General features: G+C 72.9%; 24 protein-coding genes. 18 read left to right on the forward strand and 6 right to left on the reverse strand.

Annotation, left to right across the window (positions count from 1 at the left end; translation table 11 throughout):
* Positions 1-83 precede the first annotated feature (83 nt).
* Entirely contained in the window at positions 84-1,202 is a 1,119-nt protein-coding gene (locus ACZ6B8_RS15715) for an alpha/beta hydrolase (RefSeq protein ID WP_471607531.1), read from the forward strand.
* Positions 1,203-1,219: 17 nt separating this feature from the next.
* Here ACZ6B8_RS15715 and ACZ6B8_RS15720 read toward each other — a convergent pair whose 3' ends face one another.
* Entirely contained in the window at positions 1,220-2,377 is a 1,158-nt protein-coding gene (locus ACZ6B8_RS15720; RefSeq protein WP_471607532.1) for an ABC transporter ATP-binding protein, read from the reverse strand.
* 180 nt (positions 2,378-2,557) lie between these two features.
* Here ACZ6B8_RS15720 and ACZ6B8_RS15725 point away from each other — a divergent pair, with 180 nt between their 5' ends.
* The 4 genes from ACZ6B8_RS15725 (at position 2,558) to ACZ6B8_RS15740 (ending at position 6,419) form a co-directional block, all read left to right on the forward strand.
* Entirely contained in the window at positions 2,558-3,286 is a 729-nt protein-coding gene (locus ACZ6B8_RS15725) for an ABC transporter permease (protein ID WP_471607533.1), read from the forward strand.
* On the forward strand, positions 3,283-3,945 hold the full coding sequence (locus ACZ6B8_RS15730) for an ABC transporter permease (protein ID WP_362374785.1): 663 nt from the start codon (positions 3,283-3,285) through the stop codon (positions 3,943-3,945). The genes ACZ6B8_RS15725 and ACZ6B8_RS15730 overlap by 4 nt, the downstream gene beginning before the upstream one ends.
* 56 nt (positions 3,946-4,001) lie before the next feature.
* Positions 4,002-4,967: an ABC transporter substrate-binding protein gene (locus tag ACZ6B8_RS15735; RefSeq protein WP_471607534.1), complete on the forward strand. Its 966-nt coding sequence runs from the start codon at positions 4,002-4,004 to the stop codon at positions 4,965-4,967.
* A gap of 249 nt (positions 4,968-5,216) precedes the next feature.
* Positions 5,217-6,419 (forward strand): hypothetical protein, encoded by a 1,203-nt coding sequence (locus ACZ6B8_RS15740; protein ID WP_471607535.1) that lies wholly within the window; start codon positions 5,217-5,219, stop codon positions 6,417-6,419.
* An 86-nt stretch (positions 6,420-6,505) separates the two neighbouring features.
* On the opposite strand, the gene ACZ6B8_RS15745 is transcribed toward ACZ6B8_RS15740, so the two are convergent.
* Positions 6,506-7,981 carry a PH domain-containing protein gene (locus tag ACZ6B8_RS15745; protein WP_471087530.1) on the reverse strand — a complete coding sequence of 492 codons (1,476 nt, stop codon included), beginning with the start codon at positions 7,979-7,981 and terminating at the stop codon, positions 6,506-6,508.
* Positions 7,978-8,490 (reverse strand): PH domain-containing protein, encoded by a 513-nt coding sequence (locus ACZ6B8_RS15750; RefSeq protein WP_471087534.1) that lies wholly within the window; start codon positions 8,488-8,490, stop codon positions 7,978-7,980. The genes ACZ6B8_RS15745 and ACZ6B8_RS15750 overlap by 4 nt, the downstream gene beginning before the upstream one ends.
* A gap of 79 nt (positions 8,491-8,569) precedes the next feature.
* Here ACZ6B8_RS15750 and ACZ6B8_RS15755 point away from each other — a divergent pair, with 79 nt between their 5' ends.
* On the forward strand, positions 8,570-9,745 hold the full coding sequence (locus ACZ6B8_RS15755; protein WP_471087537.1) for an NADH-quinone oxidoreductase subunit D: 1,176 nt from the start codon (positions 8,570-8,572) through the stop codon (positions 9,743-9,745).
* On the opposite strand, the gene ACZ6B8_RS15760 is transcribed toward ACZ6B8_RS15755, so the two are convergent.
* A complete protein-coding gene (locus ACZ6B8_RS15760; RefSeq protein WP_471087540.1) occupies positions 9,710-10,828 on the reverse strand; it encodes an SAM-dependent methyltransferase in 1,119 nt (372 codons plus the stop codon). The two genes, ACZ6B8_RS15755 and ACZ6B8_RS15760, sit on opposite strands and share 36 nt — an antisense overlap.
* Positions 10,829-10,934: 106 nt before the next feature.
* Between ACZ6B8_RS15760 and ACZ6B8_RS15765 the strand changes: the two genes are divergently transcribed.
* Entirely contained in the window at positions 10,935-12,137 is a 1,203-nt protein-coding gene (locus tag ACZ6B8_RS15765) for a sensor histidine kinase (RefSeq protein WP_471087544.1), read from the forward strand.
* A gap of 63 nt (positions 12,138-12,200) precedes the next feature.
* Positions 12,201-12,869 (forward strand): response regulator transcription factor, encoded by a 669-nt coding sequence (locus ACZ6B8_RS15770; RefSeq protein ID WP_471087547.1) that lies wholly within the window; start codon positions 12,201-12,203, stop codon positions 12,867-12,869.
* A 50-nt stretch (positions 12,870-12,919) separates the two neighbouring features.
* Here the strand turns inward: ACZ6B8_RS15770 and ACZ6B8_RS15775 are convergent, their stop codons facing one another.
* On the reverse strand, positions 12,920-14,026 hold the full coding sequence (locus tag ACZ6B8_RS15775) for a DUF5937 family protein (RefSeq protein ID WP_471087550.1): 1,107 nt from the start codon (positions 14,024-14,026) through the stop codon (positions 12,920-12,922).
* 316 nt (positions 14,027-14,342) lie between these two features.
* Here ACZ6B8_RS15775 and ACZ6B8_RS15780 point away from each other — a divergent pair, with 316 nt between their 5' ends.
* Positions 14,343-14,588 (forward strand): hypothetical protein, encoded by a 246-nt coding sequence (locus ACZ6B8_RS15780; RefSeq protein ID WP_471087553.1) that lies wholly within the window; start codon positions 14,343-14,345, stop codon positions 14,586-14,588.
* Here the strand turns inward: ACZ6B8_RS15780 and ACZ6B8_RS15785 are convergent.
* Positions 14,545-15,714, reverse strand: coding sequence for a threonine aldolase family protein (locus tag ACZ6B8_RS15785; RefSeq protein WP_471087557.1), 1,170 nt, complete (start codon positions 15,712-15,714; stop codon positions 14,545-14,547). The two genes, ACZ6B8_RS15780 and ACZ6B8_RS15785, sit on opposite strands and share 44 nt — an antisense overlap.
* Positions 15,715-15,860: 146 nt before the next feature.
* On the opposite strand from ACZ6B8_RS15785, the gene ACZ6B8_RS15790 reads away from it, so the two are divergent.
* The 9 genes from ACZ6B8_RS15790 to ACZ6B8_RS15830 all read left to right on the forward strand — a co-directional run bounded on the left by ACZ6B8_RS15790 (position 15,861) and on the right by ACZ6B8_RS15830 (position 23,411).
* Positions 15,861-16,799, forward strand: coding sequence for a Rossmann-like and DUF2520 domain-containing protein (locus tag ACZ6B8_RS15790; RefSeq protein ID WP_471087561.1), 939 nt, complete (start codon positions 15,861-15,863; stop codon positions 16,797-16,799).
* A 26-nt stretch (positions 16,800-16,825) separates the two neighbouring features.
* The gene (gene panC / locus ACZ6B8_RS15795; RefSeq protein ID WP_471087703.1) at positions 16,826-17,830 is read left to right on the forward strand and encodes a pantoate--beta-alanine ligase; all 1,005 of its coding nucleotides are present in this window, start codon (positions 16,826-16,828) and stop codon (positions 17,828-17,830) included.
* A 55-nt stretch (positions 17,831-17,885) separates the two neighbouring features.
* Entirely contained in the window at positions 17,886-19,601 is a 1,716-nt protein-coding gene (locus ACZ6B8_RS15800) for an L-aspartate oxidase (RefSeq protein ID WP_471607536.1), read from the forward strand.
* Positions 19,602-19,603: 2 nt separating this feature from the next.
* The gene (gene nadC, locus ACZ6B8_RS15805) at positions 19,604-20,605 is read left to right on the forward strand and encodes a carboxylating nicotinate-nucleotide diphosphorylase (protein WP_471087568.1); all 1,002 of its coding nucleotides are present in this window, start codon (positions 19,604-19,606) and stop codon (positions 20,603-20,605) included.
* Complete coding sequence (locus ACZ6B8_RS15810) at positions 20,605-21,411, forward strand: type III pantothenate kinase (RefSeq protein WP_471087571.1); 807 nt, start codon at positions 20,605-20,607, stop codon at positions 21,409-21,411. Before nadC ends, ACZ6B8_RS15810 begins: the two co-directional genes overlap by 1 nt.
* Positions 21,412-21,505: 94 nt before the next feature.
* Positions 21,506-21,688: a hypothetical protein gene (locus ACZ6B8_RS15815; protein ID WP_471607537.1), complete on the forward strand. Its 183-nt coding sequence runs from the start codon at positions 21,506-21,508 to the stop codon at positions 21,686-21,688.
* A 289-nt stretch (positions 21,689-21,977) separates the two neighbouring features.
* The gene (locus ACZ6B8_RS15820; protein ID WP_471607538.1) at positions 21,978-22,673 is read left to right on the forward strand and encodes a hypothetical protein; all 696 of its coding nucleotides are present in this window, start codon (positions 21,978-21,980) and stop codon (positions 22,671-22,673) included.
* Positions 22,674-22,686: 13 nt separating this feature from the next.
* Entirely contained in the window at positions 22,687-22,866 is a 180-nt protein-coding gene (locus ACZ6B8_RS15825) for a hypothetical protein (protein WP_471087580.1), read from the forward strand.
* Positions 22,867-23,024: 158 nt separating this feature from the next.
* Complete coding sequence (locus tag ACZ6B8_RS15830; RefSeq protein ID WP_358778474.1) at positions 23,025-23,411, forward strand: BlaI/MecI/CopY family transcriptional regulator; 387 nt, start codon at positions 23,025-23,027, stop codon at positions 23,409-23,411.
* Positions 23,412-23,415: the final 4 nt, after the last annotated feature.

Here is a 23,415-nt window from a genome sequence, read left to right on the forward strand (position 1 = left end):
GCGTCGGCACGGTTCGGGCCCGGGTCCGGTCACGCCGGGGCACGTTGCCCGGCACAGGTAGAAAGCGCAGGCAGGAACACCCCATGGGTCTCACGAGCAACAAGATCCTCGGCCTTGCGGTCTTGCTGGCCGTACTGCTCTTCGTCGGCACCATCTGGCTCTGGCCGCGGCTCGCCCGCCGCAGCTGGAAGGCGGTCACCGGCCGCGTCGGGCTGCTCATCGCCACCCAGCTCGCGATATTCGCCTCGGTGGGCCTGGCCGCCAACCAGGCCTTCGGCTTCTACGCCACCTGGGCCGACCTCTTCGGCCAGGAGACGGCGCCCGGACTGGTGGTCGACCACGATCCGGCCAAAGGAGACGGTCCCGTCAAGGTCGTCGACACCCAGCCCGTGAACGTGCCGGGCGGCAGCCGGCCCGTCACCGGGGGCCAGATCCAGAAGATCGAGGTCAGCGGCGCCCAGTCGAAGATCGCCAGCCCGGCCTACGTCTACCTGCCGCCCGAGTACTTCCAGCCGCAGTACAAGAACCGGAAGTTCCCCGCGGCCGTCGCGCTCACCGGCTACCCGGGCACCGCCGAGGCGCTCATCAAGGGCCTGCACTACCCGCAGACCGCCCACAAGCAGGCGGCCGACGGCAAGATGCAGCCGATGATCCTCATCATGATGCGGCCGACCGTCGCCCCGCCGCGCGACACCGAGTGCGTGGACATCCCCGGCGGCCCGCAGACCGAGACGTTCTTCGCCGACGACCTGCCGCGCGCCGTGTCCGACCACTACAGGGTGGGCGTCAAGCCGGAGAACTGGGGCATCATCGGCGACTCCACGGGCGGCTACTGCGCCCTGAAGCTCGCCATGCACCACCCGGGCACGTACGCCGCGGGGGTGGGCCTGTCCGCGTACTACAAGGCGCCCATCGACGTCACCACCGGCGATCTCTTCCACGGCGACAAGGACCTGCAGAAGCGCGCCGACCTCATGTGGTACCTCGACCACATGCCGCCGCCCAAGACCTCGCTCCTGGTGACCAGCAGCAAGAAGGGCGAGGACAACTACGAGGACACCCAGGAGTTCATCGGCAAGGTGAAGGCCCCCACCCGCATGTCGTCGATCACGCTCGACAGCGGCGGGCACAACTTCAACACCTGGCGCAGGGAGATCCCGGCGAGCCTGGAGTGGATGAGCGGCCGGCTCAGCGCGGACTGAGCCGGTACGCCGACGGCTCAGTCCGTGCCGATGGCCGTCACCGACTCCAGCTCGACCTCCGCGCGCGCGATGTCGCGCGCCTCCGCCGCCGTCGAACGGCGCAGCGCCTCGTGCAGCCGGGCCGGCGTCAGCACACCGAGGAAGCGGCCCTCGCTGTCCTTGTCGATGACCGCGATCCAGCCCGCGTCGTGCTGGAGCATCGTCGCGAACGCCTGCTTCAGGCTCGCGCCGACCGGGAGCCAGGCCTCCATGCGACGGGCGTGCGCGCGCACCGTGCCGCTGCCCCCGCGCGCGTGCTCGGCGGAGATCCAGCCGTGCAGGTTGTTCTCACCGTCCAGGACGACCGCCCAGCGGGCGTCGAGCTCCTTGGGCAGCGGGTCGTCCAGGTGCACCACGGGGGGCTGCTCCAGGTCGCCCTCCTCGATGGGCGTCACGGAGAGCCGCTTCAGACCCCGGTCCGCGCCGACGAAGTCGGCCACGTACTCATTGGCGGGGGCACCGAGGACCGTCGAGGGGGTGTCGAACTGCTCGACGCGCCCCGCGCCGTAGACGGCGATGCGGTCGCCGAGCCGGACCGCCTCCTCGATGTCGTGCGTGACGAAGAGCACCGTCTTGCGCACCGACTGCTGGAGCCGCAGGAACTCGTTCTGCAGGTGCTCGCGCACCACCGGGTCGACCGCTCCGAAGGGCTCGTCCATCAGGAGCACCGGCGGGTCGGCCGCCAGGGCGCGGGCCACGCCGACGCGTTGGCGCTGTCCGCCGGAGAGCTGCTCGGGATAGCGGGCGCCGAAGACCGACGGGTCGAGACCGACCAGGTCGAGGAGTTCGGCCGCGCGCTCACGGGCCTTGCCACGCTTCACGCCGAGCAGGTGCGGGACGGTCGCCGTGTTCTCCAGCACCGTCTTGTGCGGAAAGAGACCCACCTGCTGGATCACATAGCCGATACGGCGCCGGAGTTGCACGGGATCGATTCCGGATATGTCGTCGCCGTCGACGTATATCCGGCCCTCGCTCGGCTCGATGAGCCGGTTCACCATTTTCATGGTCGTCGTCTTGCCGCAGCCCGACGGGCCCACGAGCGTGACCAGTTCGCCCTCGGCGACCTCGAAGGACAAGTCGTCGACGGCCGTGGTGCCGTCGTCGTAGCGCTTGGTGACGTGCTCGAACCGGATCATGGTTCCCCATTGTGGAGGGCGGTGGCGGGCTTTGCGTTAAGGCCATGTTGCGGCAGTACAACGAGTCTCCGCGGCCGCACGGGGAGTCTCTGCGATTGTCGGTGCCGCGCGTTAGGGTCGCCAGAACACGGGGGGACGTGTGTACGGCATACGTCCGGGGATTCGGGGGAGGTGGGGCGCGTGGCCGAGCAGAACTGTCTGGTGACGAACGACTGGATCTGCGGGGAATATCTCCGCTCCCGCAGCCAGGAGCTGATCGACGCGACCCTGCAACACGTGGGAATCACGGTCGTCTCCGTGGCCATCGGCGTCGCGGTCGCCCTGCCCCTCGCGCTGCTCGCGCGCCGCCTGCGGTTCCTCGCGGGACCGATCCTGGGCGTGACGACCGTGCTCTACTCGATCCCCTCGCTGGCGATGTTCTCGCTGCTGCTGCCCTTCTTCGGGCTCTCGGCCTCGCTGGTCGTCACGGGCCTCGTGCTGTACTCCCTGACGGTCCTCGTGCGGAACATCCTGGCCGGGCTCCAGGCCGTCCCCGACGAGGCGCGGGACGCCGCCAAGGGGATGGGGTACGGGCCGGTGCGGCTGCTGTGGGAGGTGGAGCTGCCGCTCGCGCTGCCCGCCCTGCTGGCCGGCATCCGCATCACCACGGTCTCCACGGTCGCCCTGACCACCGTCGGCGCCATCGTGGACTACGGCGGCCTCGGCACCCTCATCCTCGACGGCCTCGACACGACCTTCAAGGCCCAGGTGCTCACGGCCTCGGTGCTCTGCGTGCTCCTCGCCGTCGTCGCCGACCTGCTGCTGCTGGGGCTCCAGCGGTGGCTGACGCCGTGGACGAGGGCCCAACGAATACGGACGAGCCGTGCCGCGCGGAAGGCGGCCACGGCCGAGGTGGCGGAGCCTGCATGAACGCGATCACCGGGGCGTACGACTGGCTGACCACGGGCGCCAACTGGCAGGGCGAGAAGGGGGTGTGGCACCGCCTCGCCGAGCACCTGTACTTCAGCGGGGTCTGCCTCGCGGTCGCCTGCGCCATCGCGCTGCCCCTCGCGCTCTACCTCGGCCACATCGGCCGGGGCGGCGCCCTCGCGGTCAACATCTCCAACGTCGGCCGCGCGGTGCCCACGCTGGCGTTGCTGATCCTGCTCACCCTCACCCCGCTCGGTGAGCACGGCGACGCGCCGACGCTGATCGCGCTGGTGCTGTTCGCCGTCCCGCCGCTGCTCACCAACGCCTACCTCGGGATGCGCGAGGTGGACCGGTCGGTGGTGGAGGCGGCGCGCGGCATGGGCATGAGCGGCGGCCAGTTGTTCGCGCGGGTCGAGCTGCCGCTCGCGTACCCGCTGATCATGACCGGCGTCCGGTCCGCCGGCGTGCAGGTCGTCGCCACGGCCACGCTCGCCGCGATGGCGGGCGAGGGCGGCCTCGGCCGGATCATCACGGCCGGCTTCAACCTGCAGAACACCCCCCAAGTGGTGGCGGGCGCCGTCCTCGTGGCGCTGCTCGCGCTGCTGGTCGAGGGCGTCCTGGTGGCGGCCGGACGCCTCTTCGACCCGATGCGGCGCTAGGACGCGGGCCGGTACGGCGAGTTTTGTTCCTTCCCTTTCGAAATGGTGGTTCACCGATGAACAGCACAACGCGTCGCGCGCGACGGATGGCAGGGGCGGCCGCGGCCGTGGTGGCGCTGACCGCGGGACTCGCCGCGTGCGGCGGGGACGACCTGGAGGACAAGGGGTCGGACAAGGCGGGCGATGGCGGCAAGGGATCGATCGTGGTGGGCTCCGCGCGGTTCACCGAACAGAAGGTGCTCGCCGAGCTGTATGCGGGCGTCCTGTCGCACGCCGGTTATGACGCGCAGGTCAAGACCGTGCAGAACCGCGAGATCTACAAGCCCGAACTGAAGAAGGGCTCCATCGACGTCGCGCCCGAATACGCGGCGACGCTCGCGGAATTCCTCAACCTGGAGAAGAACGGCCCGAAGGCGAAGACCGTGGCCTCCAGCGATCTGGACACCACGGTGAGCGCCCTTGAGAAGCTCGCGAAGCCGCAGGGCCTGAAGGTGCTTCCGGCCGGCAAGGCGGTCGACCAGAACGCGTTCGCGGTCTCCAGGGAATACGCGAAGAAGCACAAGCTCAAGACCCTCTCGGATCTCGGCAGGTCGGGCGAGAAGGTCAAGATCGCGGCGGGCGACGAATGCGAGACCCGGCCGTTCTGCGCGCCGGGCCTGAAGTCGAAGTACGGCATCGACGTCGACGGAATCGACCCCAAGGGCGTCGGCACCACGCAGTCCAAGCAGGCCGTCAAGAACGGCACGGACCAGTTGGTGCTGACCACGACGACCGACGCGACGCTGAAGAACTACGACCTCGTCATCCTTCAGGACGACAAGAAGCTGCAGAACGCGGACAACATCCTTCCCGTGGTGAACGCCAAGGAGGCCGGCGGCAAGGAGATAGCCGACGCGCTCGGGAAGCTGACGGAGACGCTCACGACGGACGACCTCATCGAACTCAACCGGAAGGTCGACGAGGAGCGGCAGAAGGAAGCGGATGTCGCGAACGAGTATCTGAAGTCGAAGGGCCTGATCTAGGGACCGGGTTCCCGGTCCCGTTCCCGGTCCCGTTGCTGGACTCGTTCTCGGCCCCGTTCTCCGGCGCGGGCGCGGGGCCGAGGAGAAGTTGATCAAGAAAATGCCGGAGAAGTCGCATGGTCACCGCGGAAGTTGACCGCTGGAGCAATGCGGCCGAGGGGTGGGGAGTTGTGGCGGGATATGGATGAGACGCCTGCTTTTTGCCGGGCGGGGCACCACACTTCGCCTACGCGCGGTAAGTTTCTGGCCATGCCACGTGGACGTCACCGCCATTCCCCACCCCTGCACAGGCTGCTTCCTCCGTCGACGATCGCCGGCGTCTCCGTCCTCAGCGCGGGCAGCGCCTGGATGTTCGCGGAACCGATCGTGCTCCGCGGTCTGGTTGCGGCCGCGGCCGCCGCTGCCGTCGTCGGCTCGGTCGTCATGCGGCGCTGGGACCAGGCGGCCGGCAAGCGCGTCGCCGAGCTCGGCCGGGCCCGCGCCAGCGACGAGTGGCGCCACGAGGAACGGATAGCCGAGGCCGAGTCCGACCTCGAGGAGTCCCGCGAGCTGCGGGCGCGCCTGGAGACGAAGCTGCGCGCCAAGCGGTCCGAGCTGGCGGCGCTGCGCAACGAACACGCGGCGCTGCTGCGGCGGTACGCCACCGCCGAGACGGAGCGGGCCAGCGCCCTGGAGGGGCGGCGGCTGCTCGCCATCGAGGCATCTTCGCCGACGCCGGCGTTGCCCGCGGCGGGCACGGGCGCGGGGCCGGCTGCGGGCTCGGGGTCTGCCGAGGGCTCGGTGCGGGGCGACTCCTCCGGAGCGGCCCCCGGTTCTTCCGGTTCCGGCAGTGGTGCCGAGGACTTGGTGCCCGTGGTGCCTGGCGGGGCGCCGGTTCGGGGGTCCGTGCCGGTGCAGGGTGAGGCGCCGGGGCGCGGTGAGGTGCCGGGGCGTGCGGCCGGGGCGGCTTCCGGGGAGCGTTCCGGTGGTGGGGCCTCCGCTTCCGCCGGCCGTTCGGAAAGGCCCGGTACGAGTCCCACGCCGTCGTTGTTCCTGCGGGCCAACGCGGCGCTCGACCGCATGACCCCGCGGACGGCGCCCGGGGCTCCGTCCGAGGCGGAGGGCGAGTCGCGGGGGAAGCCCGGGGCGGCCGACGGACAGGGCGGGCACGAGCGCGCGGTCGCCGTCGCGCCGCCCGCGCAGGTGCGGCGCCCCGTTCCCCAGGGCGGTTTCGACTTCTTCGGCACGAAGAACGTGGCGCCTGCGGCGCTGGAGGCCGTGCAGAACGAGGACCTCGCCGACGTGGTGGGCGAGGAGGCCCTCGCGGTCCACAAGGCGGAGGCCGAGGGCGAGTTCAAGAACGCGCCCGAGGACGACGCGGCGCGGGGTGTCGGCCAGGTCATCGACCTGACGGCCCATGACGAGACGGAACAGATCGATGTGGCGGGACTGAGGACGGCCTTGCGCGCGTGAGCGCTCCGCTGGGTTTGGCGGTTTTTTGCGCGGTTCCCCGCGCCCCTGAGCTGTATGGGGTGCTGCCCGCGTCCTGGTGAGGGGTGTCAGGACATCCAGCGGTCCGGGCGGGCCTGTCTGCGGCCTGTGCGGGAGCGGTCCGCCTGGGCGGCGAGGAGGGCCCTCGCGTCCTTCGTGGGGCGCAGGCGGGCCGTCACCGTCTTGTTGGCGCCCGTGTCCACCCGTACGTCGGCCACGTCTTTGTACCGCTCCCACGGGCCCTGGGAGAGCCGCACGCTCTGCACCTTCGCGTGCGGTACCAGCGAGAGGCGGCGCTTGAGCAGGCCATGGCGTGCCGCGAAGACCTCCTCGGTGATCGCGAGCCCGTACCCCTTCCACCAGAGCGGCACGCACCACGCCGCGCGCGCGGGCGGCCGTACGAGCTCGTCCGCGTCCGGCACCCGCACGCCCGGCAGGATCCGGCCGATCACCGCGGCCGCCTGCGCGCGCGGCGCCACCGGCACCAGGACGCCGTTGGCCGACCCCGCCACGTCCAGCTCGACCCGCACCCACCCGAGCCGCCGCCACAGCAGCGGCTGCACGATGTGCACGGTCTGCACGCGGCCCGGCGGCACCGTCTCGTGGGCCTTGTCGAGCAGGCCGTAGTCGATGCGGAGGCCGTCCGGGGACTCGCCCACCGTCCAGTCGTACTCCTTCATGAAGCGGCCGCCGCTGCTCGCGAACGCGCCGCCCAGCATGGGGACGGCGGTCGCGAGGACCGTCCAGGCGTTGTGCGTGGCGAGCCAGAGGAACGTGGGCACCACGAGCGCGGCGATGAGCAGCGCCCACGGGCCGCCGGTCAGCAGCAGCGAGACCGCGAGCATGCGCGGCTGCACGTGCAGCAGGTCCCGTACGGGCGCCTCGCCGACCTCGCGCGCCTGCTCGGGGGCGAAACCGGCCGCCCGCGCGAGCAGTTCGGCCCGCAGCTCGGCGGCCTCGCGCTCGCCCAGGTAGGCCAGCTCGTCCTTCTTCTCCGCGCCGACGACGTCCAGCTTGAGCTTGGCGACGCCCGCGAGACGCGCGAGCAGCGGTCGCGTCACGTCGACGGCCTGGAGCCGGTCGAGCCGGATGTGGGCGGTGCGCCGGAAGAACAGGCCGGTGCGGATGCGCAGTTCGGTGTCGGTGACCGAGAAGTGGGTGAACCACCAGCTCAGGAAGCCGTAGAGGGCGCCGCCGAGGGTGACGGCGGCGCCGGCCAGGAGCAGGGTGGTGGCGGTCAGTTGGGAGAGGCGCTGCTGCGCGCCGTTCGGATCGTGGACCGCCCAGCCGACCACGATCGCGAAGGGCGCCCAGGCGCGGCGCAGCGGCGTGACGGGGTGCAGCCGCCGCTCGCTTCCGGTGTCGCCTCCGGTACCGCGTCCCGTGGCGTCGTCTCCGGTGGCGTGGTCCGTCTTCGTGGCGGTCGGCGTGCCGCCCGTGTCGGTGCCGTCCGTGTCGGTGCCGTCCGCGTCCGTGCCGCCCGCGTCGGCGCCCCCGAGCACCTCGCGGCCCTCGGCCTCACCGTTCTCCCGGACCCCGCTCACAGCCCCGCCGATCGGGCCTCGCCGAGCTCCGTCAGGCGGTCGCGGAGGCGTTCGGCCTCCTCGGGGAGGAGGCCGGGGATGCACGCGTCGGTGGCCGCCGCGGCCGTGTGCAGCTGGACGCTCGCCAGGCCGAAGCGCCGCTCCACCGGGCCGGACGTGACCTCGACGAGCTGCATCCGGCCGTAGGGCACCACCGTCTCCTCGTGCCAGAGCACGCCCCGGCTGATGAGCAGGTCGTCGGCGCGCTCCGCGTACCGCCACGAGCGCCAGTTCCGTCCGAGGACCGGCCAGCCCCAGGCCACCGCGGCGAGCGGCACCAGCGCGAAGGCGGCCCAGGCCGGGCCCGCGAAGAGGCCGAGCAGCACACCGACGGCGGCCGCGAGCGGCACCAGCCAGACCACCAGGAGGAGCCGCCGCAGCCGCAGCAGCCCGCGCGGCAGCCCGGTCCACACTGGCTCCGCACGCGCGTCGTCCACCGGTCCTGCGGGCCCCGCCGTCCCCGTTTCCATGCCCCCAGCGTACGTACGCCCTGTGACAGCCGGGCGCCCACGCCGCTGCGCCCGGCCGCCCGTACGAGAGACTGTCGCCATGAGTCCCACGACGGAGACCACGCCGCAGACCCCCACGGAGACCACGCTCGGCATCGGCGGGGCGGCCGAGAGCACCGACATGGTGCTCAACATCGGCCCCCAGCACCCGTCCACACACGGCGTGCTCCGCCTGCGCCTGGTCCTGGACGGCGAGCGCATCCAGCACGCGGAGCCGGTCATCGGCTACATGCACCGCGGCGCGGAGAAGCTCTTCGAGGCCCGGGACTACCGGCAGATCGTGATGCTGGCCAACCGCCACGACTGGCTGTCGGCGTTCTCGAACGAGCTGGGTGTCGTGCTCGGCGTGGAGCGGATGCTCGGCATGGAGGTGCCCGAGCGGGCCGTCTGGATGCGCACCCTGCTCGCCGAACTGAACCGCGTGCTCAACCATCTGATGTTCCTCGGGTCGTACCCGCTCGAACTGGGCGGCATCACCCCGGTGTTCCACGCGTTCCGCGAGCGCGAGGAGCTCCAGAACGTGATGGAGGAGATCTCCGGCGGCCGCATGCACTACATGTTCAACCGTGTGGGCGGCCTCAAGGAGGACCTCCCCGCCGGGTGGCCCACGCGCGCGCGTGCGGCCGTCGCGTCGGTGCGTTCGCGGATGGACGTGTACGACCGTCTGGTGCTCGGCAACGAGATCTTCCGCGGCCGTACGCGCGGTGTCGGTGTCCTCACGGCCGAGGCGGTGCACGCCTACGGAGTGAGTGGCCCCATCGCCCGCGCCTCCGGAGTCGACTTCGACCTGCGCCGTGACGAGCCGTACCTCGCGTACGGGCAACTCCAGGACACCCTGAAGGTCGTCACGCGCCAGGAGGGGGACTGCCTGGCCCGCTTCGAGTGCCTCCTGGAGCAGACGCACAACGCCCTCGACCTCGCGGACGCCTGTCTCGACCGGCTCGCGGAGCTCCCGCAGGGCCCCATCAACCAGCGCCTGCCCAAGGTCCTCAAGGCGCCGGAGGGCCACACCTACGCGTGGACCGAGAACCCCCTCGGCATCAACGGCTACTACCTCGTCAGCAAGGGCGAGAAGACCCCGTACCGCCTGAAGCTGCGCTCGGCCTCGTACAACAACATCCAGGCGCTGGCCGAGCTGCTCCCGGGGCAGCTGGTCGCGGACATGGTGGCGATCCTCGGGTCACTCTTCTTCGTGGTCGGGGACATCGACAAGTAGGCCCGCGGCTCCCGCGCCACCCGCTCCCGCAGCGGTCGACCTCGCATCGGTCGCCCCCTCCTCCGGCGCGACCGACTCAGGCAGCACGGCCGCCAGGTCCACGCCCACCGGCTGCAGCAGCCAGCCGAAGTCGCCGAGGCCGCCGGGCGCGGTGAGCTCCGCCGCCTCGCCCGCGCGCGCGAGGGCCCGTACGTAGCCGGCCGGGTCGCTGGAGGCGAGGGCCAGCGGCGGGCGTCCGCCGCTCACGCCGAGCGCGCCGAGGGCCGCCCGCTGGTCGAGCAGCGCCGCGCCCTCGCCCGCGCAGGCGTCCAGCGCCACGTGGGCGGTGATGTCACAGCTGCCGTCGGGCACGGGCGCCGTCTCGCGGCCCGCCCTGAAGCCCGTCAGCGTCCCGAACGGCGGCCGGGCGTCCCGGGCGTGGGCGTAGTCGACCGCGACCGCGAGACCGCGCCCCAGGGCCCCCACGGCCGCCGCCCACGCCTCGTCTCGGGGGCGGCCGATCTCCGCGCGCAGACCGGGCTCGGAGGCCGGCGGCCACCAGCGCGCCAGCCAGTCGGCGTCCGGCCCCTCGACGCGGCCGCCGGGCGACTCGGCGCCGGCGTCGTCCACGAGCACGAGACGGGGCGTCCCGTCGGGCGCCACCTCGACGACGTCCAGGGGGACGTTGTCCAGCCACTCGTTGGCGAAGAGCAGCCCCGTGACGCCGACGGGCGGCGCGGCCCGCCAGTCGATGCGCGGGTCGAGACCGGCCGGGCGCCCGGCGCGCTCCACCGCGTACGCGCGTACGCGTGCCGCCACGTCGGCGGGGAGCGCCGCCAGGACGCCCGTGGTCAGTTCGCCGTGGCCCGCCCCCATGTCCACGAAGGCCACCTCGTCCGGGTGACCGAGCGCCGCGTCCAGCCGGCACAGCAGACGTGCCACGGCGGACGCGTACAGGGACGAGGCGTGCACGGAAGTGCGGAAGTGGGCCGCGGGCCCCTCGGGGCAGCGGTAGAAGCCGTCGGGGCCGTACAGGGCGGCCTCCGTCGCCTCGCGCCAGCCGCGCGGGGCGCGCGTGCCCGCCCCGGTGTCGTCGTTCGTCACAGCCCGCAGGGTAAGCGGGCCTCCACCTTGGGGAGTACATGTGCCCGACAGGGATCGGACCTCCGGTTGACCCGAGGGGCTCGCGGGGCTGCCTACGCTGGGTTACGTGCAGCGCCTCTATGACTTCTTCCGCAGACACCCGACATGGGTCGACGGCTTCTGGGCCTTCGTCCTCCTCGGGATCTCCGGGATCGGTCTGGTGACGATTTCCGAGGGGAACGGATACGACCCGGGCGTCGCGGCGATCCCGGTCGCCGTCGGCCTCTCCGTGGTGGTGGCGCTGCGTCGGCGGGCGCCCGGGAAGATGCTGGTGCTCGCCGCGGTCATCGGCTTCGTCCAGCTCGTCTTCGACGTGCGGACGATGCCCGCGGACTTCGCGATGCTGGTGATCATCTACACGGCGGCGGCCGTCGGCGCGACGTGGGCCTCACGGTTCGCGCTGATCGGCGGCCTGTGCGCGGCACCGCTCGCCATGATGCGCTGGCCGACGGAGAACACCAGCGCCGTCGGCAACGTCCTCTTCACGATCTTCCAGATAGTGCCCTTCGCCCTCGCCTGGGTCCTCGGCGACTCCATCCGCACCCGCCGCGCCTACCTCGCCCAGCTGGAGGAGCGCGCCGACCGCCTGGAGAAGGAGCGCGAGGCGCAGTCGAAGGTCGCGGTGGCCGCCGAGCGGGCCCGGATCGCCCGCGAGCTGCACGACGTCGTCGCGCACAACGTCTCCGTGATGGTGGTCCAGGCCGACGGCGCCGCGTACGTCCTGGACAGCGCGCCCGACCAGGCAAGGAAGGCCCTGGAGACCATCTCGGGCACCGGCAGGCAGGCGCTGGCCGAGATGCGCAGGCTGCTCGGCGTGCTGCGCACCGGCGAGCCCGAGGAGAGCGGCGAGTACGTCCCGCAGCCCGACGTCGAGCAGCTCGACGAGCTCATCGAACAGGTCCGTACGGCGGGGCTGCCCGTCGACTTCAAGGTGGAGGGCACCCCGCGCCCGCTGCCCAGCGGCGTCGAACTGACCGCCTACCGCATCGTGCAGGAGGCGCTCACCAACACCCGCAAGCACGGCGGGGAGAACGCGGGGGCGAGCGTGCGCCTGGTCTACTTCGACGACGGCCTGGGGCTGCTCGTCGAGGACGACGGCAAGGGCGCGCCGCACGAGCTGTACGAGGACGGCGGGGCCGACGGAAGCGGGCACGGCCTGATCGGCATGCGGGAGCGCGTCGGCATGGTCGGCGGCACCCTGGACGCGGGGCCGCGCCCCGGCGGCGGGTTCCGCATCAGCGCGCTGCTGCCGCTCAAGCCCGCACACTGAAGACCGCACCGAACTTCCCGACTTCCCGCAACCTCCCCGCAACTCCCCCGAAGGGACCCCTCGATGTCGATCCGCGTGATGCTCGTCGACGACCAGGTGCTGCTGCGCACCGGGTTCCGGATGGTGCTCGCCGCCCAGCCGGACATGGACGTCGTGGCCGAGGCGGGTGACGGCGTCGAGGCCCTTGAGGTGCTGCGGTCGACCGCGGTCGACGTGGTGCTGATGGACGTCCGCATGCCGAAGCTGGACGGCGTGGAGGCGACCCGGCGCATCTGCCAGGACGCGAACCCCCCGAAGGTGCTGATCCTGACCACCTTCGACCTCGACGAGTACGCCTTCTCGGGGCTGAAGGCGGGCGCGTCCGGCTTCATGCTCAAGGACGTGCCGCCGGGCGAGCTGCTCGCCGCGATCCGCTCCGTGCACAGCGGCGACGCGGTGGTCGCGCCGTCCACCACGCGCCGGCTCCTCGACCGCTTCGCGCCGATGCTGCCGAACACCGGCGGACAGCCGCGGAACAAGCGGCTGGAGCGGCTCACCGACCGTGAGCGCGAGGTCATGATCCTGGTCGCGCAGGGCCTGTCGAACGGCGAGATCGCGGCGCGCCTCGTCCTGTCGGAGGCGACCGTGAAGACGCACGTCGGACGCATCCTGACCAAGCTGGAGCTGCGGGACCGGGTGCAGGTCGTCGTCCTCGCGTACGAGACGGGGCTCGTGCGGGCCGGGGGCGCGTAGGCCCGCGCCTGTCGCGGGGTGACCTCGGTCCGACGCAAGACGCCCTCGGCCTACCGCAGGACGCCCTCGATGAAGTCGCTGCCGAGGCGTGAGACCACGCTGATGTCCAGCTGGTGCTGCACATAGCGCCCGCGGCGCCGGGTGGTGATCAGGCCGGCCTTCTTCAGGACGCTCAGGTGCCGGGATATCTCCGGCGCCGACATGCCGTGCGAGTCGGCCAGCTCGCTCGTGGTGTACGCCCCGCGCGCGAGGTGCCGGCACAGCCGCATCCGCACCGGGTGGGCGAGCGCGGCCATGCGGCGGGTGAGCTGCTCGACCGTGGGCGGCGAGGTGAGGCCGGGGCTGTTGACGGGGTACGTGACCGACGCCTGCCAGCCCTTGCGGTGCAGGACCATGAGGTGCGGCCAGCCGAGGCTGGTCGGGACGAGGACGAGGCCTCCGGAGGCCGTGTGGGTCTGGCCTTCGGTGATCTTGTCGACGGTGATGGTCCGGCCGCTCTCGTCGAGGGAGAGCGCCCCGGAGACCGCCTTCAGGGTCTCCGCGAGGCCCTTGCGCCGCAGCAGGTCGGTCTTGTGCCGGGCGTCCGCGGCCAGTTGATGGTGCAGCCGGGCCCAGGTGTCCGCGAAGAACGCCTCCTCGCAGTCCTCCAGGAGGGTGCGGAGCCACGCGCGGACGACCGGTGGGTCGCTGAGCAGCCGCTTGGTGAACCGCACCTGCTGGGGCCCGCGGGCCGCCGCCAGGTCGAGCGCGCGGCGCTGCACGGCGGGGTCGGCCAGGATGTCGCGGTTCGGCTCCGAGTACGTCGACTGACAGGTGAACTCCAGGGCGGCGTCCACGAACTGTTCGTCGGTCAGCTTGTCCAGCAGGTCGAGCTCCTCGGCGAGCGTGGCGCCGGGCAGGGTGTTCATCCCCTGGACGCCGGCGAACGGCGCGAACACGTCCGAGAACGTCGTGCGCCACAGGAAGTCGGCCTCGCACATGCGGTCCGCCAGGCACGGGTCCAGGCGCGCGGAGACGGCCGTCACCCACCCCTGGAGCCCCGGGTGGTGGCCCGGCTCGGACAGCGCGTGCAGCGCCATGCCGAGCTCGGCCAGGGGGGAGGGCACGACGTGAATGCGCTCCTGGGTCAGCCCGGTGATGTCGATGCGCACGCTCATGGCCCCATGGTGCACCGTGCCACCGACAGCGCGGCCGTCGATTGACGGTGCACGTCAATCGACGCGACGCCGGCGGGGCGGCGGGAGCAAGCTGTGGTCATCGGAAAACGCGGCAGCGTCGCCGCGACCGACGCCCCGTACGGACGGGGAGCCGCCGCGTTCCGAGGACGGGGGCCGACGACGAGGAGCCGCCCCGCCACCCGGCGGGCCCGCGCTCCCCGACCGACAGCCGCCAACCCGCATCCGACCATCCCCTCCGGCACCCCCAGCCCATCGATGTCCGTTAAGTACCATTTATTACGAGAGGTGTTCCGCCATGAGCGTCACCCAGCAGTACCTCCTCGACGCCTACCGCGCCGCCCAGCACGGCGCCCCGACGCCGCCCGCCCCCGGCCAGGGCGACTGGCAGGCCGTCCGCGAGGTCCGCGACTACGGACGCTTCCGTGCCGTGGTGGCGGAACGCCCCGCCCACGGCCGGTTCCGTGCCGCCCTGGCCCGGCTCGCGCACGGCGGCCGGCTCAACGGGGGAGCCGGCGCACGAACTCCGCGACCGCTTCCTTGACGTCGTCGGCCGTCCACGCCAGGCCCTCCTCGGTCACGGTGACCTCCGTGACCGAGAGGCCGGGCGGGCCGTCCGGGAACCAGCGCCCGAAGAGCAGCGTGCCGGTCTCCTCGGCCTGCGCCACGGAGGCCTCGTCCAGCACCTCCGGCGCGTACGGCAGCCACACCTGGAACTGATGGGTGTGCGGGCGCTCGGGGTGGACGCGCGAGAAGGGCACCCCGGCCGCCGCGAACCCCTCGTGCAGCGCCTCGGCGACCACGCGCGCGTGGGCCACGTACCCGGGCAGCCGGGGCAGCCCGTGCTTCAGGCCGAGCAGCGCGGAGACCGCCGTGGGGAACTGCTGGAACACCTGCCCCCCGTAGCGGTGGCGCCACACCCTGGCCTCCGCCACGAGCGCGCGCGGACCGGCCAGCGCGGCGCCGCCCAGCCCTTCGAGGGACTTGTAGAACGACACGTACACCGAGTCGGCGAGCCCGGCGATCTCGTCGAGGCCGCGCCCGAAGTGGTCCGTGCACTCCCACAGACGGGCGCCGTCGAAGTGCACGACGGCGTCCCGTTCGCGGGCCGCCGCCACGACCGCCGTCAGCTCCTCCCACTCCGGCAGGACGTAACCGACGTCCCGGAGGGGCAGTTCGAGCATCAGCGCCCCGAAGGGCTCCTCGAAGTCCCGCACCTCGTCCGCCGTCGGCAGCCGCGGCTCGCCCGTCGGGTGCACCGTCCGCAACCCGCTGAGCACGGAGAAGGCGCCGCCCTCGTGGAGTTCGGGGTGCGCCTTCGGGTGCAGCGCCACGGTGGCGTTCCCGGTACGGCCCGCCCAGCAGCGCAGCGCGACCTGCTGCGCCATGGTGCCGGTCGGGAAGAACGCCGCGTCCTGCGTGCCGAGCAGCCGCGCGACCTCGGCCTCCAGGGCGGCCACGACGGAGTCGCCGTACAGGTCGGCGGGCTCGTCCGGGCCGACGACCTCGGGGGCGGCGGCCGCCAGGGCCGAGAGGCGCTCGGTCAGCGGGATGTGGACGGCGGCGCGGTGCAGGGTGCGGGCCGCGCCCCGGTGGGCGGCGCGGCGCCGGTCCGACGGGAGCCGTTCCGGTGGCTCGGACCGCTCTTCGACTGCGCTGTGGGAGGGCATCCTCAGAGCATGGACCGCCCGCGGCCTCCGGTCATACGAATACCCCCAGCCTGTGGACAGCGGCAGACGCGGCGCCGACCGATCGCGTTAACATGACGAGAAATCGTCCGGTACCCCGAGCGGACTGGAACGGAAGGCGCCGCAGCGTGAACGCATCGCATCAGCCAGACCCGCGGGACCGCCCCGCGAGGCTCACCGTGGGAGTCGTGGGAGCGGGCCGGGTCGGCCCCGCCCTCGCCGCGGCGCTGCAGCTCGCCGGGCACCGCCCGGTGGCCGCGTCCGGGGTCTCCGACAGTTCCGTACGACGAGCCGCCGCCCTGCTTCCCGACGTGCCCCTCGTCCCGCCCGCCGAGGTCCTGGACCGCGCCGACCTGGTCCTCCTGACCGTCCCCGACGACGCGCTGCCCGGCCTCGTCGAGGGCCTCGCCGAGACCGGCGCCGTCCGCCCCGGCCAGCTCCTCGTGCACACCTCCGGGCGGTACGGCACCCAGGTCCTCGACCCCGCCCTGCGCGCCGGCGCCCTGCCGCTCGCGCTGCACCCCGCCATGACGTTCACCGGCACCGCCGTCGACGTCCAGCGCCTCGCCGGCTGCTCCTTCGGCGTCACCGCGCCCGAGGAACTGCGGCTCGCCGCCGAGGCGCTGGTCATCGAGATGGGCGGCGAACCCGAGTGGATCGCCGAGGAGAAGCGCCCGCTCTACCACGCGGCCCTCGCCCTGGGCGCGAACCACCTGGTCACACTGGTCGCCGAGTCCATGGACCTGCTCCGGGACGCCGGCGTCACCGCCCCGGACCGGATGCTCGGCCCGCTGCTCGGCGCCGCCCTCGACAACGCCCTGCGCTCCGGCGACGCCGCCCTCACCGGCCCCGTCGCGCGCGGCGACGCCGGTACCGTCGCCGCGCATGTCGCGGAGTTGCGCAAGCACGCCCCGCAGACCGTCGCCGGCTATCTCGCGATGGCCCGCGCCACCGCCGACCGCGCCCTCGCCCACGGCCTGCTCAAGCCGGAGCTCGCCGAGGACCTCCTCGGCGTCCTCGCCCACGGCGCGGCCGGCACCGGCGGCACCGAAGGGGGAGACCGATGAGCACCGGCCCGACGCGCCCCGACCCGATGAGCGTCGACCTGCTGCACACCGCCGCGGCCCTCCGCACACGCGCGCGTGCGGGCCGCCGGGCCGTCGTCATGACCATGGGCGCCCTGCACGACGGACACGCCTCGCTGATCCGCGCCGCCCGCCGCGCCGCGGGCCCCGAGGGCGAGGTCGTCGTCACCGTCTTCGTGAACCCCCTGCAGTTCGGGGCGGGCGAGGACCTCGACCGCTACCCCCGCACCCTCGAAGCCGACGTCAAGATCGCCGAACAGGCGGGCGCGGACGTCGTGTTCGCCCCCGCCGTGGACGAGGTCTACCCCGGCGGCGAGCCCCAGGTCCGCATCACCGCGGGCCCCATGGGCACCGTCCTGGAGGGCGCCACCCGGCCCGGCCACTTCGACGGCATGCTCACCGTCGTCGCCAAGCTGCTGCACCTGACCGCGCCCGACGTTGCCCTGTTCGGGCAGAAGGACGCCCAGCAGCTCGCCCTGATCCGCCGCATGGCCCGCGACCTGAACTTCCCCGCGGAGATCGTCGGCGTCCCCACCGTCCGCGAGGACGACGGCCTGGCCCTCTCCAGCCGCAACCGCTACCTCTCCCCGGACGAGCGGCGCACCGCCCTCGCCCTCTCCCAGGCCCTCTTCGCCGGCCGCGACCGGCACGCCGCACAGGAGGCCCTGCGCGCGCGTGCCGCGAGCGCCCCCGCCACGCGCGCGCGTGCCGTCGCCCTCAGCGAGATCGGCGAGTCCCGCGCGGCGGCCGACGCGCACGCGGTGGCGTACTCCGCGGAGCCCTCCGCGTCCGCGGGACCCGCCGCCGTCGTCGCGGCCGCCCGCCTCGTCCTGGACGACGCGGCCCGCCTGAGCCCCCCGCTGGAGCTGGACTACGTGGCGCTGGTGGACCCCGCCGACTTCACCGAGGTCCGCCCCGGCCACCAGGGCGAGGCCGTCCTCGCCGTCGCCGCCCGGGTCGGCTCGACGCGACTGATCGACAACATCCCGCTGACGTTCGGAGCCGCCGTATGAGCGCGCGCCACCCGCGACCGAGCACAGCGTCCGTACGGTTGAACGGAGTCCCCGCATGAGCGCCACCGGCATACGGCTGTACGCACCCGCCCCCGGTTGGTCCCTCGACGCCGACGTCGTGGTCGTCGGCTCCGGAGTGGCCGGTCTGACGGCCGCCCTGCGCGCCTCGGCGGCCGGCCTGAAGACCGTCGTGGTGACCAAGGCCCGCCTCGACGACGGCTCCACCCGCTGGGCGCAGGGCGGCGTCGCCGCGGCGCTCGGCGAGGGCGACACCCCCGAACAGCACCTGGACGACACGCTCGTGGCGGGCGCGGGCCTGTGCGACGAGGAGGCCGTGCGCACCCTCGTCACCGAGGGCCCCGGCGCCGTACGCCGCCTCATGGAGACCGGCGCCCACTTCGACCGGGACGACGAAGGCGTCATCGAGCTGGCCCGCGAGGGCGGCCACCACCGCCGCCGCATCGTGCACGCCGGCGGCGACGCGACCGGTGCGGAGATCTCCCGCGCCCTGGTCGAGGCGGTCCGCGCGCGCGGCATACCGACCGTCGAGAACGCCCTCGTCCTCGACCTCCTGACCGACGCCGAGGGCCGCACCGCCGGCGTCTCCCTGCACGTCATGGGGGAGGGGCAGCACGACGGCGTGGGCGCCGTCCACGCCCCCGCGGTGGTCCTCGCGACCGGCGGCATGGGCCAGGTCTTCTCGGCGACGACCAACCCCTCCGTCTCCACCGGCGACGGCGTCGCGCTCGCCCTGCGGGCCGGCGCCGAGGTCTCCGACCTGGAGTTCGTGCAGTTCCACCCCACGGTGCTCTTCCTCGGCGCGGACGCCGAGGGCCAGCAGCCGCTGGTCTCCGAAGCCGTCCGGGGCGAGGGCGCCCACCTCGTGGACGCCGACGGCGTGCGCTTCATGGTCGGACAGCACGAGCTGGCCGAGCTCGCGCCGCGCGACGTCGTCGCCAAGGGCATCACGCGCCGCATGCTCGACAAGGGCACCGACCACATGTACCTGGACGCCCGGCACTTCGGGGCCGACATGTGGCGCAGCCGCTTCCCGACGATCCTCGCCGCCTGCCGCGCCCACGGCATCGACCCGGTCACCGAGCCGGTCCCGATCGCCCCCGCCGCGCACTACGCCTCCGGAGGCGTCCGCACCGACCGGCACGGCCGCACCACCGTCCCCGGCCTGTACGCCTGCGGAGAGGTCGCCTGCACCGGCGTCCACGGCGCCAACCGGCTCGCCTCCAACTCCCTGCTGGAAGGCCTGGTCTACGCCGAGCGCATCGCCGACGACATCGTCGCGCGGCACGCGGAGCACACCCTCCACGCGCGCGTGCCCGCCCCGGTCACCCAGCCCGAGACGCCCACGCACCCGCTGCTGCCGTCCGAGGCCCGCTTCGCCATCCAGCGCGTCATGACCGAGGGCGCCGGCGTCCTGCGCTCCGCGGAGTCCCTCACCGAAGCCGCGGCCCAGCTGACCCGCATCCACGCCGAGGCCGCAGGCGCCCTCGCCGAACACGGCAAGACCGCCGAGCCCGGCGTGGACACCTGGGAGGCCACCAACCTCCTCTGCGTCGCGCGGGTCCTGGTGGCCGCGGCCCAGCGGCGCGAGGAGACGCGCGGCTGCCACTGGCGCCAGGACCACGCCGACCGCGACGACACCGCCTGGCGGCGCCACATCGTCGTACGCCTGAATCCGGACCGGACGCTGGCGGCGCACACCACCGAGACCCACGACTTCCCTCCGACCCGTCCCAGTCCCCAGGAGCAGTGACCGTGAGCACCCCCGACGACCTCCCCCTCGCCAGCCCCTCAGCCGCGGGCGGTGGCTGCGGCGATGCCTGCGGCTGCGGCGGCGGTGACGAAGCGTTCGACCCCCTGGAGTGCGGCCTCGACCCCGCTCTCGCGCTGCTCCTGACCGAGGCGGGCCTCGACCCGCTGCAGATCGAGGACATCGCGCACATGGCCATCGAGGAGGACCTGGCCGGCGGCGTGGACGTCACCACGGACGCGACCATCCCCGAGGACGCCGTCGCCACCGCGGACTTCGCCGCGCGCGAGGCCGGCACGGTGGCGGGCCTGCGCGTCGCCGAGGCGGTCCTCTCCGTGGTCTGCGAAGAGGAGTTCGAGGTCGAGCGGCACGTCGAGGACGGCGACCGCGTCGAGCCCGGCGACGTCCTGCTGAGCGTCACCACCCGCACCCGCGACCTGCTCACCGCCGAGCGCAGCGCGCTGAACCTGCTGTGCCGCCTGTCGGGCATCGCGACCGCCACGCGCGCGTGGGCGGACGCGCTGGAGGGCACGAAGGCGAAGGTCCGCGACACCCGCAAGACGACGCCCGGCTACCGCGCCCTGGAGAAGTACGCGGTGCGCATGGGCGGCGGCGTCAACCACCGCATGTCGCTCTCCGACGCGGCTCTGGTGAAGGACAACCACGTGGTCGCCGCGGGCGGCGTGGCCGAGGCCTTCAAGGCCGTACGGGAGCAGTTCCCGGGCCTCGCCATCGAGGTCGAGGTCGACACGCTGCACCAGCTGCGCGAGGTCGTCGACGCGGGCGCCGACCTGATCCTCCTGGACAACTTCACGCCGGGCGAGACCGAGGAGGCGGTCGCCATCGTGGCGGGCCGCGCGTTCCTCGAATCCTCCGGCCGCCTCACCCTGGAGAACGCCCGGGCGTACGCGGAGCGGGGCGTCGACTACCTCGCGGTCGGCGCGCTCACGCACTCCTCCCCGATCCTCGACATCGGCCTCGACCTGCGGGAAGCGGTGCGGGACTGATGCTCCTCACCATCGACGTCGGCAACACCCACACCGTCCTCGGCCTCTTCGACGGCGAGGACATCGTCGAGCACTGGCGCATCTCCACCGACGCCCGTCGCACGGCCGACGAACTCGCCGTCCTGCTCCAGGGCCTGATGGGCATGCACCCGCTGCTCGGCGACGAGCTGGGCGACGGCATCGACGGCATCGCGATCTGTTCGACGGTCCCCTCCGTCCTGCACGAGCTGCGCGAGGTCACCCGCAGGTACTACGGGGACGTCCCCGCGGTCCTGGTCGAGCCGGGCATCAAGACCGGCGTCCCGATCCTCATGGACAACCCCAAGGAGGTCGGCGCCGACCGCATCATCAACGCGGTCGCGGCGGTCGAGCTCTACGGCGGCCCCGCGATCGTCGTCGACTTCGGCACCGCGACGACCTTCGACGCGGTCTCCGCGCGCGGGGAGTACGCGGGCGGCGTCATCGCCCCCGGCATCGAGATCTCCGTGGAGGCCCTCGGCGTACGGGGCGCGCAGCTCCGCAAGATCGAGCTGGCCCGGCCGCGCAGCGTCATCGGCAAGAACACCGTGGAGGCCATGCAGGCGGGCATCCTGTACGGCTTCGCGGGCCAGGTCGACGGGGTCGTGAATCGCATGGCGCGCGAACTCGCGGGCGCGGGCGGCGATCCGGACGACGTGACGGTGATCGCGACGGGCGGTCTGGCCCCGATGGTGCTCGGCGAGGCGACCGTCATCGACGAGCACGAACCATGGCTGACGCTGATCGGTCTCCGCCTCGTCTACGAGCGGAACATCGCCCGTTCCTGACCGATTGCTGCTGCCCTCGTGTGCATTACCCTCCGCCTTCTGCAAGAGTCTGCGCAGGGACGGGGGCTAGGGCGGGTAGGGCGGGCTGGGGCGGATGAGGCGCAAGAGACGTTTTGTGGTGGCGGCCGCGTGGACGGCGGTGTCCGCGGCCCCGCCGCACGCCCCGGCCCTGGCAGGGGCGGGCGCGGGCATCCTGCCGTGGCTGGCGGTCGCGGCGGTGGCAGCGCTGGGCATAGGAGCGGTGACCTACGCCTTGCTACGCCGCCGCGCGGACTAGGACGCCACGAAACCCCGGCCGCCCCGGGGCATGAAGAGGGCGGGCGGGTGGGGAGAAGCCCGCGCAGCGGGCACGCGCCGCGAGTAAAGCGCAGGCCCAACAGGAGACCGCCCCGCACCCTCCACGAGGTCATCGAGCCCGCCCGGGGGTGAAGAGGGCGGGCGGGGAAAAGCCCGCGAAGCGGGCACGCGGCGCGAATAAGGCGCAGGCCCAGAAGTAGCCACCCCAGCGAAGACGCCACGCACTGGCGTTAAGCCGATTTTGTCCAGTTTGCGCGTATCGTCAGTCCATGCCCACGCCATACGGATCCCGAGGCGGCATGGCCTTCAGCGCGGAGGAGCTGCGTGTGCTCCGTCGCGCCCTGGCCCTCGCCCTGCACCCCAGCCCCGCCGCGGACGAGGACGTCCAGGACTGTCTGCGTCTCGCCGAATCGGTCGACGAAGCGGTGCGCGAGGGCGCCCGGCTGCGCGCCTTCCTCGTGGCCGACCTCGCCCGGTACCGCGCGGCACTGCCCGGCACCGCATCCGGCTACCTCGGACTCCTCGACGACGTCCTCGCCACCGGCTACCTGCCCGGCGCGGACGACCTCGCGGCGCTGCGCGCCCTGCGCGGCAACCCGGTCGCCGCCGTCCTCCTCGACCGCTGCCGCGCCCTGGCCGAACGGTCCGTGCGCGCCCGTCTCGCGGGCCGCGCCGTCCCCGTGGCCGAGCGCGCCGCGATCCCCGCCCCCGCCACCCGTACCCGCACCCGCCTGCTCGCCCTGCCCGGCGGCCTGCACGCGTCCGCCACCGCCGCCGCCCCCGACGCCCCCTACGCCTCCGACGCGGCGGACCCCGCGGCCCCCCGGCCCAAGACGCCCGCCGAACGCCGTCCGGCCCCCACCCCCGCGCCGCCCCGCCCGGTCCCCACCCCTGCGGAGGTCTTCCCGCCGAAGCGCCGCCCAGAGGCGCCCGCGGCCCCGCCGCACCAGCTCGCCGCGGGCTAGCTACCCTGGGGGCATGGACTACGTCTCCGCGCTCGTGCCCCCGGTAGTGATGGCCGTGTTCTTCACCTGGCTCATCGTGACGATCGTGAAGTCCCAGGGCGGCGCCAACAAGACCAAGGAGGACGCGGCCGTCGACGCCGCGATCTCCCGCGCCGAAGCCGTCCACCAGAGCCCGAAGACCAACGGGGCCTGACCGGCGCCGCACCCCGGCCGGCCCGCCCCTCACCGGCGTACGACTCATGCGTTTCGAGTCGTACGCCCTTTTTGTTGCAGAATTAGGGGTACGCCACGTCCCTCATACATCACGCCAATAGTGACGTCTCCCACTATTGTTCTGCTGTGCCTCGTCCATTGGGAGAACTCGAAGACTCTGTCATGACGCGGGTGTGGAAGTGGAACCGCCCCGTGACCGTTCGGGAAGTCCTGGAAGACCTTCAGCAGGAACGCTCCATCGCGTACACGACCGTCATGACCGTTTTGGACAATCTCCATCAGAAGGGCTGGGTGCGCCGCGAAGCGGAAGGTCGCGCCTATCGATATGAGGCGGTCTCCACGCGCGCCGCCTACGCAGCCGCACTGATGAACGAAGCCTGGTCCCGGAGCGACAACCCCGCGGCCGCTCTCGTCGCCTTCTTCGGCATGATGTCGGAGGAACAGCGCGAAGCGCTGAGCGACGCGATGCGTATCGTCCAAGGCCCGGAGAACCCCGGCTCGGCGGAGCGCGCCGCAGAGCGATAGCGTC

It is taken from the genome of Streptomyces sp. NPDC041122 (assembly GCF_055592445.1).

Coding starts and splice junctions, on each gene's coding strand:
- ACZ6B8_RS15755 (WP_471087537.1), top strand. CDS start 8,570: ATGAGTCCCACGACGGAGACCACGCCGCAGACCCCCACGGAGACCACG.
- ACZ6B8_RS15800 (WP_471607536.1), top strand. CDS start 17,886: ATGAGCGCCACCGGCATACGGCTGTACGCACCCGCCCCCGGTTGGTCC.
- panC (WP_471087703.1), top strand. CDS start 16,826: ATGAGCGTCGACCTGCTGCACACCGCCGCGGCCCTCCGCACACGCGCG.
- ACZ6B8_RS15820 (WP_471607538.1), top strand. CDS start 21,978: ATGCCCACGCCATACGGATCCCGAGGCGGCATGGCCTTCAGCGCGGAG.
- ACZ6B8_RS15750 (WP_471087534.1), bottom strand. CDS start 8,490: ATGGAAACGGGGACGGCGGGGCCCGCAGGACCGGTGGACGACGCGCGT.
- ACZ6B8_RS15735 (WP_471607534.1), top strand. CDS start 4,002: ATGAACAGCACAACGCGTCGCGCGCGACGGATGGCAGGGGCGGCCGCG.
- ACZ6B8_RS15780 (WP_471087553.1), top strand. CDS start 14,343: ATGAGCGTCACCCAGCAGTACCTCCTCGACGCCTACCGCGCCGCCCAG.
- ACZ6B8_RS15775 (WP_471087550.1), bottom strand. CDS start 14,026: ATGAGCGTGCGCATCGACATCACCGGGCTGACCCAGGAGCGCATTCAC.
- ACZ6B8_RS15740 (WP_471607535.1), top strand. CDS start 5,217: ATGCCACGTGGACGTCACCGCCATTCCCCACCCCTGCACAGGCTGCTT.
- ACZ6B8_RS15810 (WP_471087571.1), top strand. CDS start 20,605: ATGCTCCTCACCATCGACGTCGGCAACACCCACACCGTCCTCGGCCTC.
- ACZ6B8_RS15825 (WP_471087580.1), top strand. CDS start 22,687: ATGGACTACGTCTCCGCGCTCGTGCCCCCGGTAGTGATGGCCGTGTTC.
- ACZ6B8_RS15815 (WP_471607537.1), top strand. CDS start 21,506: ATGAGGCGCAAGAGACGTTTTGTGGTGGCGGCCGCGTGGACGGCGGTG.
- ACZ6B8_RS15715 (WP_471607531.1), top strand. CDS start 84: ATGGGTCTCACGAGCAACAAGATCCTCGGCCTTGCGGTCTTGCTGGCC.
- ACZ6B8_RS15730 (WP_362374785.1), top strand. CDS start 3,283: ATGAACGCGATCACCGGGGCGTACGACTGGCTGACCACGGGCGCCAAC.
- ACZ6B8_RS15770 (WP_471087547.1), top strand. CDS start 12,201: ATGTCGATCCGCGTGATGCTCGTCGACGACCAGGTGCTGCTGCGCACC.
- ACZ6B8_RS15720 (WP_471607532.1), bottom strand. CDS start 2,377: ATGATCCGGTTCGAGCACGTCACCAAGCGCTACGACGACGGCACCACG.
- ACZ6B8_RS15785 (WP_471087557.1), bottom strand. CDS start 15,714: ATGCCCTCCCACAGCGCAGTCGAAGAGCGGTCCGAGCCACCGGAACGG.